The sequence below is a fragment of the Streptomyces sp. 17_S59 genome (assembly GCF_056930295.1).
The window spans coordinates 4,421,664-4,436,682 of the sequence record NZ_JBXOWD010000001.1 but is presented as its reverse complement, the minus strand read 5'-3'; the positions used below and the strand labels follow the sequence as shown (position 1 = coordinate 4,436,682).

At 71.4% G+C, this 15,019-nt stretch carries 14 protein-coding genes; 10 read left to right on the top strand and 4 right to left on the bottom strand.

Annotation, left to right across the window (positions count from 1 at the left end; all coding sequences use genetic code 11):
• Nucleotides 1–22: 22 nt before the first annotated feature.
• Nucleotides 23–1,471, bottom strand: coding sequence for an NAD(P)H-quinone dehydrogenase (locus tag AC1Z4A_RS20105; RefSeq protein ID WP_483680709.1), 1,449 nt, complete (start codon nucleotides 1,469–1,471; stop codon nucleotides 23–25).
• A 175-nt stretch (nucleotides 1,472–1,646) separates the two neighbouring features.
• On the opposite strand from AC1Z4A_RS20105, the gene AC1Z4A_RS20100 reads away from it, so the two are divergent.
• The 3 genes from AC1Z4A_RS20100 (at nucleotide 1,647) to AC1Z4A_RS20090 (ending at nucleotide 5,122) form a co-directional block, all read left to right on the top strand.
• Nucleotides 1,647–2,084 carry a gamma-glutamylcyclotransferase family protein gene (locus AC1Z4A_RS20100; protein ID WP_071965776.1) on the top strand — a complete coding sequence of 146 codons (438 nt, stop codon included), beginning with the start codon at nucleotides 1,647–1,649 and terminating at the stop codon, nucleotides 2,082–2,084.
• A 154-nt stretch (nucleotides 2,085–2,238) separates the two neighbouring features.
• Nucleotides 2,239–3,060 carry a purine-nucleoside phosphorylase gene (locus AC1Z4A_RS20095; RefSeq protein WP_483680706.1) on the top strand — a complete coding sequence of 274 codons (822 nt, stop codon included), beginning with the start codon at nucleotides 2,239–2,241 and terminating at the stop codon, nucleotides 3,058–3,060.
• A gap of 376 nt (nucleotides 3,061–3,436) precedes the next feature.
• Nucleotides 3,437–5,122 carry a phospho-sugar mutase gene (locus AC1Z4A_RS20090; protein WP_483680704.1) on the top strand — a complete coding sequence of 562 codons (1,686 nt, stop codon included), beginning with the start codon at nucleotides 3,437–3,439 and terminating at the stop codon, nucleotides 5,120–5,122.
• A gap of 406 nt (nucleotides 5,123–5,528) precedes the next feature.
• On the opposite strand, the gene AC1Z4A_RS20085 is transcribed toward AC1Z4A_RS20090, so the two are convergent.
• Nucleotides 5,529–6,152, bottom strand: coding sequence for a PH domain-containing protein (locus AC1Z4A_RS20085; RefSeq protein ID WP_483680702.1), 624 nt, complete (start codon nucleotides 6,150–6,152; stop codon nucleotides 5,529–5,531).
• A gap of 181 nt (nucleotides 6,153–6,333) precedes the next feature.
• On the opposite strand from AC1Z4A_RS20085, the gene deoC reads away from it, so the two are divergent.
• The 3 genes from deoC to AC1Z4A_RS20070 are packed head-to-tail and all read left to right on the top strand — an operon-like array spanning nucleotide 6,334 to nucleotide 9,639.
• Entirely contained in the window at nucleotides 6,334–7,326 is a 993-nt protein-coding gene (gene deoC, locus AC1Z4A_RS20080) for a deoxyribose-phosphate aldolase (protein ID WP_483683656.1), read from the top strand.
• The gene (locus AC1Z4A_RS20075) at nucleotides 7,323–8,759 is read left to right on the top strand and encodes an aldehyde dehydrogenase family protein (RefSeq protein ID WP_483683655.1); all 1,437 of its coding nucleotides are present in this window, start codon (nucleotides 7,323–7,325) and stop codon (nucleotides 8,757–8,759) included. The genes deoC and AC1Z4A_RS20075 overlap by 4 nt, the downstream gene beginning before the upstream one ends.
• On the top strand, nucleotides 8,752–9,639 hold the full coding sequence (locus AC1Z4A_RS20070; RefSeq protein WP_483680700.1) for an aldehyde dehydrogenase family protein: 888 nt from the start codon (nucleotides 8,752–8,754) through the stop codon (nucleotides 9,637–9,639). Before AC1Z4A_RS20075 ends, AC1Z4A_RS20070 begins: the two co-directional genes overlap by 8 nt.
• Before the next feature lie 212 nt (nucleotides 9,640–9,851).
• Here the strand turns inward: AC1Z4A_RS20070 and AC1Z4A_RS20065 are convergent, their stop codons facing one another.
• Nucleotides 9,852–10,343, bottom strand: coding sequence for a hypothetical protein (locus AC1Z4A_RS20065; RefSeq protein WP_483680698.1), 492 nt, complete (start codon nucleotides 10,341–10,343; stop codon nucleotides 9,852–9,854).
• Nucleotides 10,344–10,474: 131 nt separating this feature from the next.
• On the opposite strand from AC1Z4A_RS20065, the gene AC1Z4A_RS20060 reads away from it, so the two are divergent.
• The gene (locus AC1Z4A_RS20060) at nucleotides 10,475–11,128 is read left to right on the top strand and encodes a uridine kinase family protein (protein WP_483680696.1); all 654 of its coding nucleotides are present in this window, start codon (nucleotides 10,475–10,477) and stop codon (nucleotides 11,126–11,128) included.
• A gap of 93 nt (nucleotides 11,129–11,221) precedes the next feature.
• On the opposite strand, the gene AC1Z4A_RS20055 is transcribed toward AC1Z4A_RS20060, so the two are convergent.
• A complete protein-coding gene (locus tag AC1Z4A_RS20055) occupies nucleotides 11,222–11,968 on the bottom strand; it encodes a SigE family RNA polymerase sigma factor (protein WP_483680694.1) in 747 nt (248 codons plus the stop codon).
• A 194-nt stretch (nucleotides 11,969–12,162) separates the two neighbouring features.
• Between AC1Z4A_RS20055 and afsQ1 the strand changes: the two genes are divergently transcribed.
• From afsQ1 to AC1Z4A_RS20040, 3 genes are all read left to right on the top strand, one after another.
• Complete coding sequence (gene afsQ1 / locus AC1Z4A_RS20050; protein ID WP_483683654.1) at nucleotides 12,163–12,840, top strand: two-component system response regulator AfsQ1; 678 nt, start codon at nucleotides 12,163–12,165, stop codon at nucleotides 12,838–12,840.
• Nucleotides 12,841–12,928: 88 nt separating this feature from the next.
• Nucleotides 12,929–14,425 (top strand): ATP-binding protein, encoded by a 1,497-nt coding sequence (locus tag AC1Z4A_RS20045; RefSeq protein WP_483683653.1) that lies wholly within the window; start codon nucleotides 12,929–12,931, stop codon nucleotides 14,423–14,425.
• Complete coding sequence (locus tag AC1Z4A_RS20040) at nucleotides 14,422–15,003, top strand: hypothetical protein (protein WP_483680692.1); 582 nt, start codon at nucleotides 14,422–14,424, stop codon at nucleotides 15,001–15,003. Before AC1Z4A_RS20045 ends, AC1Z4A_RS20040 begins: the two co-directional genes overlap by 4 nt.
• Nucleotides 15,004–15,019 lie beyond the last annotated feature (16 nt).

Below are 15,019 nucleotides of genomic sequence, written 5' to 3'. Positions count from 1 at the left end.
CGGAACCCGGAGTCCCGTCTCCTTACGCCTCGCGCTGCGTCTTCCTCGTGTGCAACTGCCGTGCCACCTCGGCGATCGAGCCGGACAGCGACGGATACACGGTGAACGCATTTGCGATCTGCTCGACGGTCAGGTTGTTGTCGACCGCGATCGAGATGGGATGAATCAGTTCACTCGCCCGCGGGGACACCACGACACCGCCCACCACGATGCCCGTACCGGGACGGCAGAACATCTTCACAAAACCATCCCGGATGCCCTGCATCTTCGCCCGCGGATTACGCAGCAGCGGAAGCTTCACGACCCGGGCGTCTATCAGGCCGTTGTCGACATCGGCCTGCGTATAGCCGACCGTGGCAATCTCGGGATCCGTAAACACGTTCGCCGATACAGCCTTGAGATTCAGCGGGTACACCGCATCGCCCAGGAAGTGGTACATGGCGATGCGCCCCTGCATGGCGGCGACGGAGGCCAGCGCGAAGACCCCGGTGCAGTCGCCGGCCGCGTAGACACCCGGCGCGGAGGTCCGCGAGACCTTGTCCGTCCAGACGTGGCCGGACTCCTTGAGCCGGACCCCGGCCTCCTCCAGCCCTATCCCCTCGGTGTTGGGGATGGACCCGACGGCCATCAGGCAGTGGGTACCCGTGATCACGCGGCCGTCGGCCAGCGTCACCTCGACCCGGTCCCCGACCCGCTTGGCGGACTGCGCCCGGGACCGCGCCATCACGTTCATGCCGCGCCGCCGGAAGACGTCCTCCAGCACGGCCGCTGCGTCGGGGTCCTCGCCGGGCAGCACCCGGTCCCGCGACGACACCAGCGTCACCTTGGACCCGAGCGCCTGGTAGGCACCCGCGAACTCGGCGCCGGTCACGCCGGAGCCCACCACGATCAGCTCTTCGGGCAGCTCGTCGAGGTCGTAGACCTGGGTCCAGTTCAGGATCCGCTCGCCGTCGGGCAGCGCGTCCGGGATCTCCCGGGGGTGGGCACCCGTGGCGATCAGCACGGCGTCCGCGGCCAGCGTCTCCTCGGTGCCGTCGGCGGCCCGCACCACGACCCGGCGCGAACCGTCCGGCGCCTGCTGCGGCTCCAGCCGCCCGCGCCCGCGCATGACCCGGCCGCCCGCGCGCGTCACCGAGGCGGTGATGTCGTGCGACTGCGCCAGCGCGAGCCGCTTCACACGGCGGTTGACCTTGCCCAGGTCCACGCCGACCACGCCGGCGGCCTGCTCCAGGGGCGGAGTGTCGTCGGCGACCATGATCCCCAGCTCCTCGTAGGAGGAGTCGAAGTTGGTCATCACCTCTGCCGTGGCAATGAGTGTCTTCGAGGGCACGCAGTCGGTCAGCACCGATGCCCCGCCCAGACCGTCGCAGTCGACGACGGTCACCTCCGCGCCGAGCTGAGCGGCGACCAGCGCCGCCTCATAGCCGCCGGGTCCGCCACCGATGATCACGATCCGAGTCACGTATTCCATTGTTCCGCACCCATCGAAGCGGCTCCTTCCGGGGCCTCCCTACGCGATCCTTACGCTGATCTGTACGACTTTCGAGGGAACTTTGAGCGAGATCCGTCCGAAAGTTCCACGCGAACCTCCCTTCGAGCCTGCCACCCCAAAGGCCGTTCCGCCTCACTCCCGTACCCTCGGAACCATGTCGCTCTATGCCGCGTACGCCGGCAACCTCGACGCGCGGCTGATGACCCGCCGCGCACCGCACTCGCCGCTGCGCGGCACGGGCTGGCTCAACGGCTGGCGGCTGACCTTCGGCGGGGAGCAGATGGGCTGGGAGGGCGCGCTCGCCACCATCGTGGAGGCCCCCCGGTCGCAGGTGTTCGTCGCCCTCTACGACATCGCCCCGATGGACGAGGACTCGATGGACCGTTGGGAGGGTGTCGGCCTGGACATCTACCGCCGCATGCGGGTCCGGGTGCACACTCTGGACGGCGAGGAGCCGGCCTGGGTCTACGTCCTCAACGGCTACGAGGGCGGTCTGCCCTCCGCCCGCTATCTCGGGGAGATCGCCGACGCGGCGGAATCCGCCGGGGCCCCGCACGACTACGTCATGGAGCTGCGCAAGCGGCCGTGCTAGGGGGTGTCCGATGGGCCTGTGCCGGCCCGTCGGACGCCCCCTGAAAGCGTCCGAGATGACGATTGCATCTCGTCGCAAAGCACAAAGCAACAATCGGAACACCGTAACCAGAGACATCTACGCGCGTAGGCGATTAGCGGTTACCCTCGTCCGCGTGAACGCATCTGTTACCCCGGACATCCAGACCGACCCGTACGCCGCGGCCGACGCCGCCGCCGCCCGCCTGCGCGAGCTCACTGGCGCCGAGACCCACGACGTCGCCCTGGTCATGGGCTCCGGCTGGGTCCCCGCCACCGAAGCGCTCGGCGCCCCCGAGGCCGAGTTCCCGGTGACCGAACTCCCCGGCTTCACGCCGGCCGCCGTCGCCGGCCACGCGGGCACCATTCGCTCGTACAAGATCAACGACAAGCGTGCGCTCGTCTTCCTCGGCCGCACCCACTACTACGAGGGCCGCGGCGTCGCCGCCGTCGTGCACGGCGTCCGCACATCCGTCGCCGCCGGCTGCAAGACCGTCGTCCTGACGAACGGCTGCGGCGGCCTGCGCGACGGCATGCGCCCCGGCCAGCCGGTCCTGATCAGCGACCACATCAACATGACGGCGACCTCGCCGATCGTCGGCGCCAACTTCGTCGACCTCACCGACCTGTACTCCCCGCGCCTGCGCAGCCTGTGCAAGGAGGTGGACGCCACCCTGGAGGAGGGCGTCTACGTCCAGCTCCCCGGCCCGCACTACGAGACCCCGGCCGAGATCAAGATGGTCCGCACCCTCGGCGGCGACCTGGTCGGCATGTCCACCACCCTCGAGGCGATCGCGGCCCGCGAGGCCGGCGCCGAGGTGCTGGGCATCTCCCTGGTGACCAACCTCGCCGCGGGCATGACGGGCGAGCCGCTGAACCACGAAGAGGTTCTGCAGGCCGGCCGTGACTCCGCTGCCCGCATGGGTTCCCTGCTGGCGCAGGTCCTGCCCAAGCTGTGACCTTTGGCGGTCCGCATCGCCGCCTGCCTCACCCCGGTGCCGGGGGCGCATCTTCGCGCCTCCGGCGCGGGTGTTTTCCGCGCCTTCGGCGCGATTTGCACCCACCCGCCCGCCCGATACCCCGCATCCGCCCATGCAGGTGGGGCCACGGCCCGCAGTCGCCGACGGGCGGGAGGGGCCGGGGCGGGACGGGCCCCGGCAGGGGGCGTCTCGGCATATTTGCGGCGTCCTTCCGGGCACCATGACGCAAGACCGTTGCCGTAAATATCCCTAGCCCCCAGAGGGGCCCGTCCCGCCCCGGCCCCGACCCACCCACGCACCCCGTGCGCACCTGTGCACCAGGGGCGCACCGAGAAACACCGACGGAGGAAACGACGTGGAGCGAGACCTCATCGCGCAGGCCAACACCTGGCTCGCCGAGGACCCCGACCCCGAGACCCGCGAGGAGCTGGCCCGGCTCATCGAAGCCGGCGACCTCACCGAGCTTGCCGCCCGCTTCGCCGGCACCCTTCAGTTCGGCACCGCCGGTCTCCGCGGGGAGCTGGGCGCCGGCCCCATGCGCATGAACCGCACCGTCGTCATCCGCGCGGCCGCGGGCCTCGCCGCGTACCTCAAGAAGCAGGGCCACACCAGTGGCACCGTCGTCATCGGCTACGACGCCCGCTACAAGTCCGCCGACTTCGCCCGTGACACCGCCGCCGTCATGGTGGGCGCCGGGCTGAAGGCCGCGCTGCTGCCCAAGCCGCTGCCCACCCCGGTGCTCGCCTTCGCGATCCGCCACCTGGGCGCTGTGGCCGGCATCGAGGTCACCGCCAGCCACAATCCGCCCCGCGACAACGGCTACAAGGTCTACCTCGGCGACGGCTCCCAGATCGTCCCCCCGGCGGACGCCGGCATCGCCGCCGAGATCGCCGCGATCGAGAGCCTGAACGACGTGCCCCGGCCGGACGCCGGCTGGGAGACCCTCCGCGAGGAGGACGTGGTCGAGGCCTACCTGGCCCGCACGGACGCCGTCCTCACCGCCGGTTCCGCCCGTGACGTCCGCGTCGTCTACACGCCGATGCACGGCGTCGGCCGCGACGTGCTGACCGCCGCCTTCGCCCGCGCCGGGTTCCCCGCGCCGTCCGTCGTGGCCGCCCAGGCCGAGCCGGACCCGGACTTCCCGACCGTCGCGTTCCCCAACCCGGAGGAGCCGGGCGCGATGGACCTGTCCTTCGCCACCGCCCGCGAGGCCGCGGCCCGGGGCGAGGCGCCGGACATCATCATCGCCAACGACCCCGACGCGGACCGCTGCGCCGTCGCCGTGCCCGCGCCGGAGACCGTCGAGGGCTGGCGCATGCTGCGCGGCGACGAGGTCGGCGCGCTGCTGGCCGAGCACCTGGTGCACAAGAACGCCCGGGGCGCGTTCGCGACCACCATCGTCTCGTCCTCGCTGCTGTCCCGGATCTCCGCGGCCGCCGCCGGCACGACGTACGAGGAGACGCTGACGGGCTTCAAGTGGCTCTCCCGTGTGGACGGGCTGCGGTACGCCTACGAGGAGGCGCTGGGCTACTGCGTGGACCCGGACGGGGTGCGCGACAAGGACGGCATCACGGCGGCCCTGCTGATCGCCGAGCTGACCGCCGAGCTGAAGGAGTCGGGCCGTACGCTCGCCGACCTGCTGGACGACATGGCGGTCGAGCACGGGCTGCACGCGACGGACCAGCTGTCGGTGCGGGTGGAGGACCTGTCGCTGATCGGTGCGGCGATGCGGAGGCTGCGGGAGCAGCCGCCGACGGTGCTGGCCGGGCTGCACGTGGTGTCCGCGGAGGACCTGACGAAGGGCACCGAGTCGCTGCCGCCGACCGACGGGCTCCGCTACCAGCTGGCCGGGGACGAGGCCGGTGCGGTGTCCGGGGCGCGGGTGATCGTGCGCCCGAGCGGCACGGAGCCGAAGCTGAAGTGCTACCTGGAGGTCGTGGTGCCGGTGGCGTCAGCCAGCGCGCTGGCCGACGCGCGGCGCAAGGCAGACGAGGTCCTGGCTTCCGTGAAGACAGACCTCTCGCGCGCCGCGGGCATCTGACGCTCATGGGTCACCCCGAACCGGGGTGACCCACCCCCGGCCCGGTGGGTGGGTCGGGGGTGGGGTGGGACGGGTGGGCCCTTCTGGGGCTGCACTCTTCGCGGCGTTCCGTTCCGTGTCACGGCGTACCCCGCACCTGCCGCGAAGAATGCTTTACGCCCCTGCCAGGGCCCACCCGTCCCACCCCACCCCCTCCGCGCCGCAGTCAGGTTGCGGGCAATCGCGCCGCAGTCAGATTGCGGGCAATCGTTCCTCCCCCAGCTACCGCTGGGAGGTGCCCCCAGGCGATGGGGGTGCCCCCATGCCGTTCAGGCAATGGGGGAGGGTGGGCACAACCGGAACGACGGCCCGCACCCCCACCGGCAACCCCGGTGCCGCGCACCGTCAACCGTTAGCCGAAACGGCCTCACCCAACCCCCGCCAGCGCAGCAAACAGCACCAAGCCGACGATCGACGGAACGATCAGCTCAAACGCCCACCGCACCGAAGGTGCGCCTTGTGCCCCCTCACGCGAAGCACACCGCTCCGCAAGTTCCCGCAAATCCTCGATCGCCTGATCGGACGCCGCCCGCAGAGGGCCACCCGAAACAGGGGCCACCGGGGACACCGTCCCCGTCACATCCTCCGCCGCCGACCGAGCCGCATTCCGCGCCGCCCTCTTCCGCTGCCGCAGCGACACCGGAATGGCCCACAGCTGGTACTTCGCACCACCCGCGAGCACCTCACTGGAGTACCCGGCCCGAACGGCCTCGACAGAGGCCCACGGCAAGGTGATCGTGCGGAACGGATTCCGCACCAGCAGCCGGTCCTCCCCCGCCCACACCGCCGGCCGCACCGTGAAGGCGATGATCAGCGGTGCCGCGAAGAGCAGTCCGGCCAGGGCGAGCCAGGGCGCACGGCCCTCGCCGCGGGCGATCGCGTCGCCCCCCAGCCACGCGGCCAGTATCAGCAGCAGCACGCCGCTGCCGATGCCTGCGGAGGAGCGGTAGCACCGCTCGGCGTATTCCGGTGCCTTCGGGTCGCTCGTCATGCCGCCGATTGTGCCCCACGCTGCGGCGCGAGCCGGGTGGTGTGAGCATGGGGCCGGTATGGGGTCGGTACGGGACCGGCACGGTAAGGGCACAGGAAGGCCACGGGAAGGGCACGGAAAGGCAGTGCCCGCACGGGGGGTTGGCACGCGCTACGCGCGTAGATATGCTCATCGGGTGACCATGCCCACTGTTCCCTCAAACGGCAACGAAGCCGCGGAGCGACTGGCGTCGATGGCGGACGTGACCGCCTCCGACGGTGCGCTGCGCCGCTTCCTGCACGGCCTCCCGGGCGTCGACCCGGTCGGGCTGGAAGCCCGCGCCGCAGCGCTCGGCACCCGCTCGATCAAGACCACGGCGAAGGCCTACGCCATCGACCTGGCGATCTCGATGATCGACCTCACGACCCTCGAGGGCGCGGACACCCCGGGCAAGGTCCGGGCCCTGTGCGCCAAGGCCCTCAACCCCGATCCGACCGACCGCGAGACCCCCCGCACCGCGGCGATCTGCGTCTACCCCGACATGGTGGCCACCGCCGCGGAGGCCCTCGCGGGCTCCGAGGTGAAGGTCGCCTCCGTCGCCACCGCCTTCCCGGCCGGCCGCGCCGCCCTGCCGGTGAAGCTCGCCGACACGGTCGACGCCGTCGCCGCGGGCGCGGACGAGATCGACATGGTGATCGACCGCGGTGCCTTCCTCGCCGGGCGCTACCTGAGCGTCTTCGAGGAGATCAAGGCCGTCAAGGACACCTGCCGCCGCCCCGACGGCTCGGCGGCCCGGCTCAAGGTCATCTTCGAGACCGGTGAGCTGTCGACGTACGACAACATCCGCCGCGCCTCCTGGCTCGGCATGCTCGCCGGCGCAGACTTCATCAAGACCTCCACCGGCAAGGTCGCGGTGAACGCCACCCCGGCCAACACCCTGCTGATGCTGGAGGCCGTGCGCGACTTCCGCGACACGACCGGCGTGCAGGTCGGCGTGAAGCCCGCGGGCGGCATCCGGACCACCAAGGACGCCATGAAGTTCCTGGTGCTCGTCAACGAGACCGTCGGCGAGGAGTGGCTGACCAACGAGTGGTTCCGCTTCGGCGCGTCGAGCCTTCTCAACGACCTGCTGATGCAGCGGCAGAAGCTGAGCACCGGGCGCTACTCCGGTCCCGACTACGTGACGGTGGACTGATCATGGCTTTTGAATACGCACCGGCGCCCGAGTCGCGCACGGTCGTCGACATCGCCCCGTCCTACGGGCTGTTCATCGACGGCCAGTTCCGCGAGGCGTCCGACGGGAAGGTCTTCAAGACCGTTTCGCCGTCGACGGAGGAAGTGCTCTCCGAGGTCGCGCAGGCCTCGGCCGAGGACGTCGACGCGGCGGTGAAGGCCGCCCGCAAGGCCTTCGAGAAGTGGTCCGCGCTGCCGGGCTCCGAGCGGGCCAAGTACCTGTTCCGCATCGCCCGGATCATCCAGGAGCGCTCGCGCGAGCTGGCCGTTCTGGAGACCCTCGACAACGGCAAGCCGATCAAGGAGACCCGCGACGCGGATCTGCCGCTGGTCGCCGCGCACTTCTTCTACTACGCGGGCTGGGCGGACAAGCTGGAGCACGCCGGTTTCGGGCGGGACCCGAAGCCGCTGGGCGTCGCCGGCCAGGTCATCCCGTGGAACTTCCCGCTGCTGATGCTGGCGTGGAAGATCGCCCCGGCGCTGGCCGCGGGCAACACCGTCGTGCTGAAGCCCGCCGAGACCACGCCGCTGTCGGCGCTGTTCTTCGCGGACATCTGCCGTCAGGCCGGGCTGCCCAAGGGCGTCGTCAACATCCTGACGGGTGACGGGACGACCGGTGCCGCGCTCGTCGCGCACGACGGGATCGACAAGGTCGCGTTCACCGGTTCCACCGGCGTGGGCAAGCAGATCGCCCGTACCGTCGCCGGTACGGACAAGCGGCTGACGCTGGAGCTGGGCGGCAAGGGCGCCAACATCGTCTTCGACGACGCGCCGATCGACCAGGCGGTCGAGGGGATCATCAACGGGATCTTCTTCAACCAGGGCCAGGTCTGCTGCGCCGGTTCGCGCCTGCTGGTGCAGGAGTCCATCCAGGACGAGCTGCTGGACGCGCTCAAGCGCCGGATGTCCACGCTCCGGGTGGGCGACCCGCTCGACAAGAACACCGACGTCGGCGCCATCAACTCCGCCGAGCAGCTGGCCCGCATCACCGCTCTCGCCGACAGCGGCGAGGCCGAGGGTGCCGAGCGCTGGTCGCCCGCGTGCGAGCTGCCGGCCGCCGGTTACTGGTTCGCGCCGACGCTGTTCACCAACGTCTCCCAGGCCCACCGGATCGCCCGCGAGGAGATCTTCGGCCCGGTGCTGTCCGTGCTGACCTTCCGCACGCCCGCCGAGGCCGTCGCCAAGGCCAACAACTCGCAGTACGGGCTGTCGGCCGGCATCTGGACCGAGAAGGGCTCGCGGATGCTGGCGGTCGCCGACAAGCTGCGTGCGGGCGTCGTCTGGGCCAACACGTTCAACAAGTTCGATCCGACTTCGCCGTTCGGCGGGTACAAGGAGTCGGGCTTCGGTCGCGAGGGTGGCCGTCACGGTCTGGAGGCCTACCTCGATGTCTGAGCGTCTTAGCGTTTTCAAGACCTACAAGCTGTTCGTCGGGGGCAAGTTCCCCCGGTCCGAGAGCGGGCGGGTGTACGAGGTGACCGACTCCAAGGGCAACTGGCTCGCCAACGCGCCCCTGTCGTCCCGCAAGGACGCGCGGGACGCCGTCGTCGCGGCCCGCAAGGCGTTCGGTGCCTGGTCGGGCGCCACCGCCTACAACCGCGGCCAGATCCTCTACCGCGTCGCCGAGATGCTCGAGGGCCGCCGCGACCAGTTCACGGCCGAGGTCGCCGACGCCGAGGGGCTGTCCAAGTCCAAGGCCGCGGCCCAGGTGGACGCCGCGATCGACCGCTGGGTCTGGTACGCGGGCTGGACCGACAAGATCGCCCAGGTCGTGGGCGGCACCAACCCGGTCGCGGGGCCGTTCTTCAACGTCTCGTCGCCGCAGCCGACCGGTGTCGTCGCGGTCGTGGCGCCGCAGGAGTCCTCGCTGCTGGGCCTGGTCTCCGTGATCGCCCCCGCCATCGCGGGCGGCAACACGGTCGTGGTGGTGGCCTCGGAGAAGGCCCCGCTGCCCGCCCTGTCCCTGGGCGAGGTGCTGGCCACCTCCGACGTGCCCGGTGGTGTGGTCAACATCCTGTCCGGCAAGGTCACGGAGATCGCCGTGCCGCTCGCCGCGCACCAGGACGTCAACGCCATCGACGTGACCGGGGCCGACCCCGAGACCGCCAAGGCGCTGGAGATCGAGGCCGCGGACAACCTCAAGCGCGTGGTCCGCCGTCCACAGGCTGTGGACTGGTCCGCCACCCCCGGCACCGACCGCCTCACGGCCTTCCTGGAAACGAAGACGGTCTGGCACCCCACGGGCTCCCTGGGCGCAGGCGGCTCCTCCTACTGAGCCGCTGACGACAATCGCCGGTGCCCGTCCCCTTCGGGGGACCGGCACCGGCGCATTCAGGGGACCGGCACCGGCGCATTCAGCCCGTCCGGGCGGCAACTCCAGCCCGTCCGGCGTTTGAGGACCGGGGGTCTGGGGGCAGAGCCCCCAGTTACGGGAAGGGGCGGGGTGGGGAAAGAACCGCCGGAGGCCCCCGGACGCCCCCGGAACCCTCACCCCAGACTGACCCCCTCCGGCGAAGCCGGCCCCGGCAGCATCCCCAGCACCGACCCCACCAGCGGCAGCTCCTTCAGCTGCCCACTCGGCGCGATAGCGCCCGTCGCAGAAGGCGCACCCACCTCCTGGAAGTCCGCCACCTTCGTCTTGACGCCGTTGTCCAGCGGGTCCACCCCCGTCCCCGCCATCGGGTACGCCTTGAAGGACTTGATCACCGGCGAGAGCCCTTGCAGCGACTTGTCCAGGGCGATGCCCACGCCCTGGAAGGCGGCGCCCACGTCCGTGCGGCCCAGTTCGGCCCGCGGCGCCTGCGGCGCCCTCGGCGCCCCCGGGTGCGGAAGCGGAACGACCGCGGCCGCCGCCGTCGCGCCGCCCCCGACGAGCGCGGCGCCCGCCGAGACGGTCAGGCCGACCCGTGCGAGCGTGCGCCGCAGACGCGGCGGCGGGGGAACGGAAGCGGAGCGTGCGTGACGTGCGTGGGATGCCATGACCACCTGCCGGGGCGTGAGTTGTGTGGACGGTCGTGCCGAGTCGTACCGAGTCGCATCGAGTCGAGTCGACTGCGCAGCGTAGTTGAGCGATCACGGTGCGCGCACGCCCCGACCCAGAGGGATCCCCCATGCGGAGCAATGCCTCACACTGGTGTCCCGTGACCTCCCTCCTGCCTTCCGCTCGCGTCATCCTGCTGACCGGTCCGTCCGGCTCCGGAAAGTCGTCCCTCGCCGCCCGCACCGGGCTCCCGGTGCTCAACCTGGACGACTTCTACAAGGAGGGCGACGACCCCTCGCTGCCGCTGCTCGAGGACGGCGGCACCGACTGGGACTCGCCGCTGTCGTGGGACGCGGAGGCGGCCGTCGCCGCGATCGACGAGCTGTGCCGCACGGCCCGGACCGAGGTGCCGGTGTACGACATCTCGAGCAGCTCGCGCGCCGGCCGGACCCGGCTGGACATAGGCCGCACCCCGCTGTTCATAGCGGAGGGCATCTTCGCCGCCGACATCATCACGCAGTGCCGTGATCTGGGTCACCTCGCGGATGCGCTGTGCCTGCGCGGGCGGCCCTCGACGACCTTCCGGCGGCGGCTGCTGCGCGACATCCGCGAGGCCCGCAAGCCGGTGCCGTACCTGGTGCGCCGCGGGCTGCGGCTGATGCGCTCGGAGCGGGCCATCGTGGCCCGGTGGGTGGCGCTGGGCGCCTTCCCCTGCGGCCGGGACACGGCCATGGGCCGGATCGCCTCCGCTGCCGCCGGGCGGCGGGAGACCGTACGCAGCTGACACGGGCCAGGACATGCGAGAGCGGGCGCGGCAATCCCCCCGGCTGCCACGCCCGCTCTCTCCCCCGTGCCCCCGTTTCCCCCGTTGGCTCCCCTAGGCCACCAGCTCGCCGAAGCACTCCTCCGCGATCCGGCCGGAGGCGATGGCCTCGTCGTCCCGCAGGCGGCGCAGCGAGCGCCAGATGCTGCTCTTGACCGTGCCGACGCTGATGTCGAGGATCTCCGCGATCTCCGGGTCCGTACGGCCCTCGTAGTAGCGGAGCACGAGCATCGTGCGCTGCAGTTCGGGCAGCCGGGCGAGCGCCTGCCAGAGGACGGCGCGCAGCTCGGTGCCGCGCATCGCGTCCTGCTCACCGGGCGTCTCCGGCAGCTCCTCGGTCGGGTACTCGTTGAGCTTGCGGCGGCGCCAGGCACTGATGTGCAGGTTGGTCATGGTGCGGCGCAGGTAGCCGCCGACCGCCGCCTTGTCGCTGATCCGGTCCCAGGCGCGGTAGGTGGAGAACAGCGCGCTCTGCAGCAGGTCCTCCGCCTCGTACCGGTCACCGGTCAGGTGGTACGCGGTCGCGTACAGGGAGGCCCTGCGCTCCTGGACGTAGGCGGTGAACTCCGCCTCCGTCCGCGACACCTCGGTGCCGCGTTCCCCCGTGCCCCCCGGAGCGCCCCCCTTGGGCTCCCCGTACGCGATCGCGTCGATGGCCACCATGTACGGCGGCCGTGCCGTGCGTCCGGTGCCGCGAGCGCACCCCCGCCCGCCCACGGCACCGGACTTCTCCGTGCTCCGGCCGGCGTCGTGCAGGCGCGTGCGAACTGCGCTGTTCGTGGTGCTGTGCAGTGTGTTCATCTCGCGCCCCCCGTCGGTGGAGCCAGCTCGGTCCGTCAGTGATCCGGACCGCTAACTGCCCGGTGACCAAAAGCCTGCCGGGCCAGTTTCATCGCGTTGTCCGCCGACTGTCACAGCCCTGCAACAGCTCGCCGCGGGGCGCTGCGACATCCTTCTGTCGAACTACCGGCCAGTCTTAGGCCAGAATGACCACTGTGCCTTTCCTGTTGCTGATCGAGGACGACGACGCCATCCGCACGGCCCTCGAGTTCTCCCTGTCCCGTCAGGGCCACCGTGTGGTGACCGCTGCGTCGGGCGAGGACGGGCTGAAGATGATGCGCGAGCAGCGGCCCGATCTGATCGTGCTGGACGTGATGCTGCCGGGCATCGACGGCTTCGAGGTCTGCCGGCGGATCCGGCGTACGGACCAGCTGCCGATCATCCTGCTGACCGCCCGCAACGACGACATCGACGTGGTGGTCGGGCTGGAGTCCGGCGCCGACGACTATGTGGTCAAGCCGGTGCAGGGGCGGGTGCTGGACGCCCGGATCCGGGCCGTGCTGCGGCGCGGCGAGCGGGAGTCGAGCGACTCGGCGGTCTTCGGGTCGCTGGTCATCGACCGGTCCGCGATGACGGTCACCAAGAACGGCCAGGACCTCCAGCTGACCCCGACCGAGCTGCGGCTGCTGCTGGAGCTGAGCCGCCGGCCGGGGCAGGCGCTGTCCCGGCAGCAGCTGCTGCGGCTGGTGTGGGAGCACGACTACCTGGGCGACTCCCGCCTGGTGGACGCCTGTGTCCAGCGGCTGCGCGCCAAGGTCGAGGACGTGCCGTCCTCGCCGACCCTGATCCGCACGGTCCGCGGCGTGGGCTACCGCCTGGACGCACCGCAGTGACGATCACGAGGACTGAGAGCACAGAGTGACAGAAGAGCCCGGCCGGGAGCGGGGCTGGGCGGTGGTGCGGAACGTGCTGAAGCCCAGCATGCGGTGGATCAGTCTGCGGCTGCGGCTGATGCTGGTGTTCGCGCTGGTGGCGCTGGCCGCCGCCGTGTCGGCGTCCGGGATCGCCTACTGGCTCAACCGGGACGCCGTGCTGACCCGTACCCAGAACGCCGCCCTGGACGACTTCCGCAAGTCCCTCCAGGACAACACCGGTTCGCTGCCGCTGCCCCCGACCTGCCCCGAGCTCCAGGAGGCCGCGGACCGGATGGCGGCCACCTCGCAGAAGTACGAGGTGCTGCTGATCGGCACGGTCAAGGGCGGGGGCGACTGCGCCGCGCCCTCGGACCGCGATCTGTTCACGCTGCGCGTGGTGCCGAAGACGCTGGTCACCGCCGTCAACCGGGAGCGGAAGGTCGACGAGTCCAACCCGTACCCGTACCACCTGTACTGGCAGCGGATCACGCTCGGCGGCAAGCCGTACCTGGTCGGCGGCGCAAAGGTGATCGGCGGCGGGCCGACCGGCTACCTGCTGAAGTCCCTGGAGAACGAGCGGGCCGACCTCAACTCCCTGGCCTGGTCGCTGGGGATCGCCACGGGCCTCGCGCTGATCGGTTCCGCGCTGCTCGCCCAGGCCGCCGCCTCCACGGTGCTGCGGCCGGTGCAGCGGCTCGGCGATGCGGCGCGGCGGCTCGGCGAGGGCAAGCTGGACACGCGGCTGACGGTGTCGGGCACGGACGAGCTGGCCGACCTGTCGCGCACCTTCAACAGGACCGCGGAGTCCCTCCAGAAGCGGGTGGAGGACCTCAGCTCCCGGGAGGCGGCGAGCCGGCGCTTCGTCGCCGACATGTCGCACGAGCTGCGGACCCCGCTGACGGCCATCACCGCGGTGACCGAGGTGCTGGAGGACGAGGCGGATTCCCTCGACCCGATGATCGCGCCCGCGGTGCAGCTCGTGGTGAGCGAGACCCGTCGCCTGAACGACCTGGTGGAGAACCTGATGGAGGTCACCCGCTTCGACGCGGGCACGGCCCGGCTGGTGCTGGACGACGTGGACATCGCCGACCAGATCACGGCGTGCATCGACGCGCGGGCCTGGCTGGACGCCGTGGAACTGGACGCCGAGCGCGGCATCATGGCGCGGCTGGATCCGCGCCGGCTCGACGTCATCCTGGCCAACCTCATCGGGAACGCCCTCAAGCACGGCGGTTCGCCGGTGCGGGTGTCGGTGCGGTTGACGGACGACACGCTGGTGATCGCGGTACGGGACCACGGGCCCGGCATCCCCGAGGACGTGCTGCCGCACGTCTTCGACCGCTTCTACAAGGCGAGCGCCTCGCGCCCGCGCTCCGAGGGCAGCGGGCTGGGCCTGTCCATCGCGCTGGAGAACGCCCACATCCACGGGGGCGAGATCACGGCCGCCAACTCCCCCGAGGGCGGGGCCGTCTTCACGCTGACGCTGCCGCGCGACGCCTCCGGCATCGCGGACGAGGGTGCTGCGCCCGCCAACGGCACGGCCCCGGAAGGCGGTGCGTCGTGAGACCCGTCGCCTTCCTGTGCACCGCCGTCGGCCTGGCCGCGGGCGGCGTCCTGCTCGCCGGGTGCGGCATCCGGGGCACCGCGGTGCCCGTCGACGCCGGGAGCGCGCCCTCCCGGGCCACCTGTGTGGTGCGCCCGGCGCCGCAGGGCACGGCGGCGCCGGCCGGTACCGCCGTGTCCGTCCAGCTGCTGTGCGCCTCGCAGTTGCTCCCGGTGAGCCGGCAGGTCGCGCTGCCGGAGGGCAACGACGCGGTGGCGGTGGCCCGGGCGCTGCTCGACGAGCTGAAGCGGCAGCCCTCGGTCGCGGAGGACGAGGCCGGGTTCTCCACGGACGTGCCGAACCGGCTGGCCGTCGAGGGCCCGCACCAGGGCGATCCCGCGGGCACCCTGCGGCTGGACAGCAAGCCGGAGGAGCTGGCTCCGCTCGCCTTGGCGCAGCTCGTGTGCACGTTCGCGGACACGGCCGCGGCCGACGGCCGGAGCACGGTGGTGCTGGGCGGGCCGGGCGACGACAAGCCCCGCGAGTTCACCTGCACCGATGAGACACGCACCCATCCGGAGCGGGTGCACGGGACCTAGCGACCCCTTTGGGCGC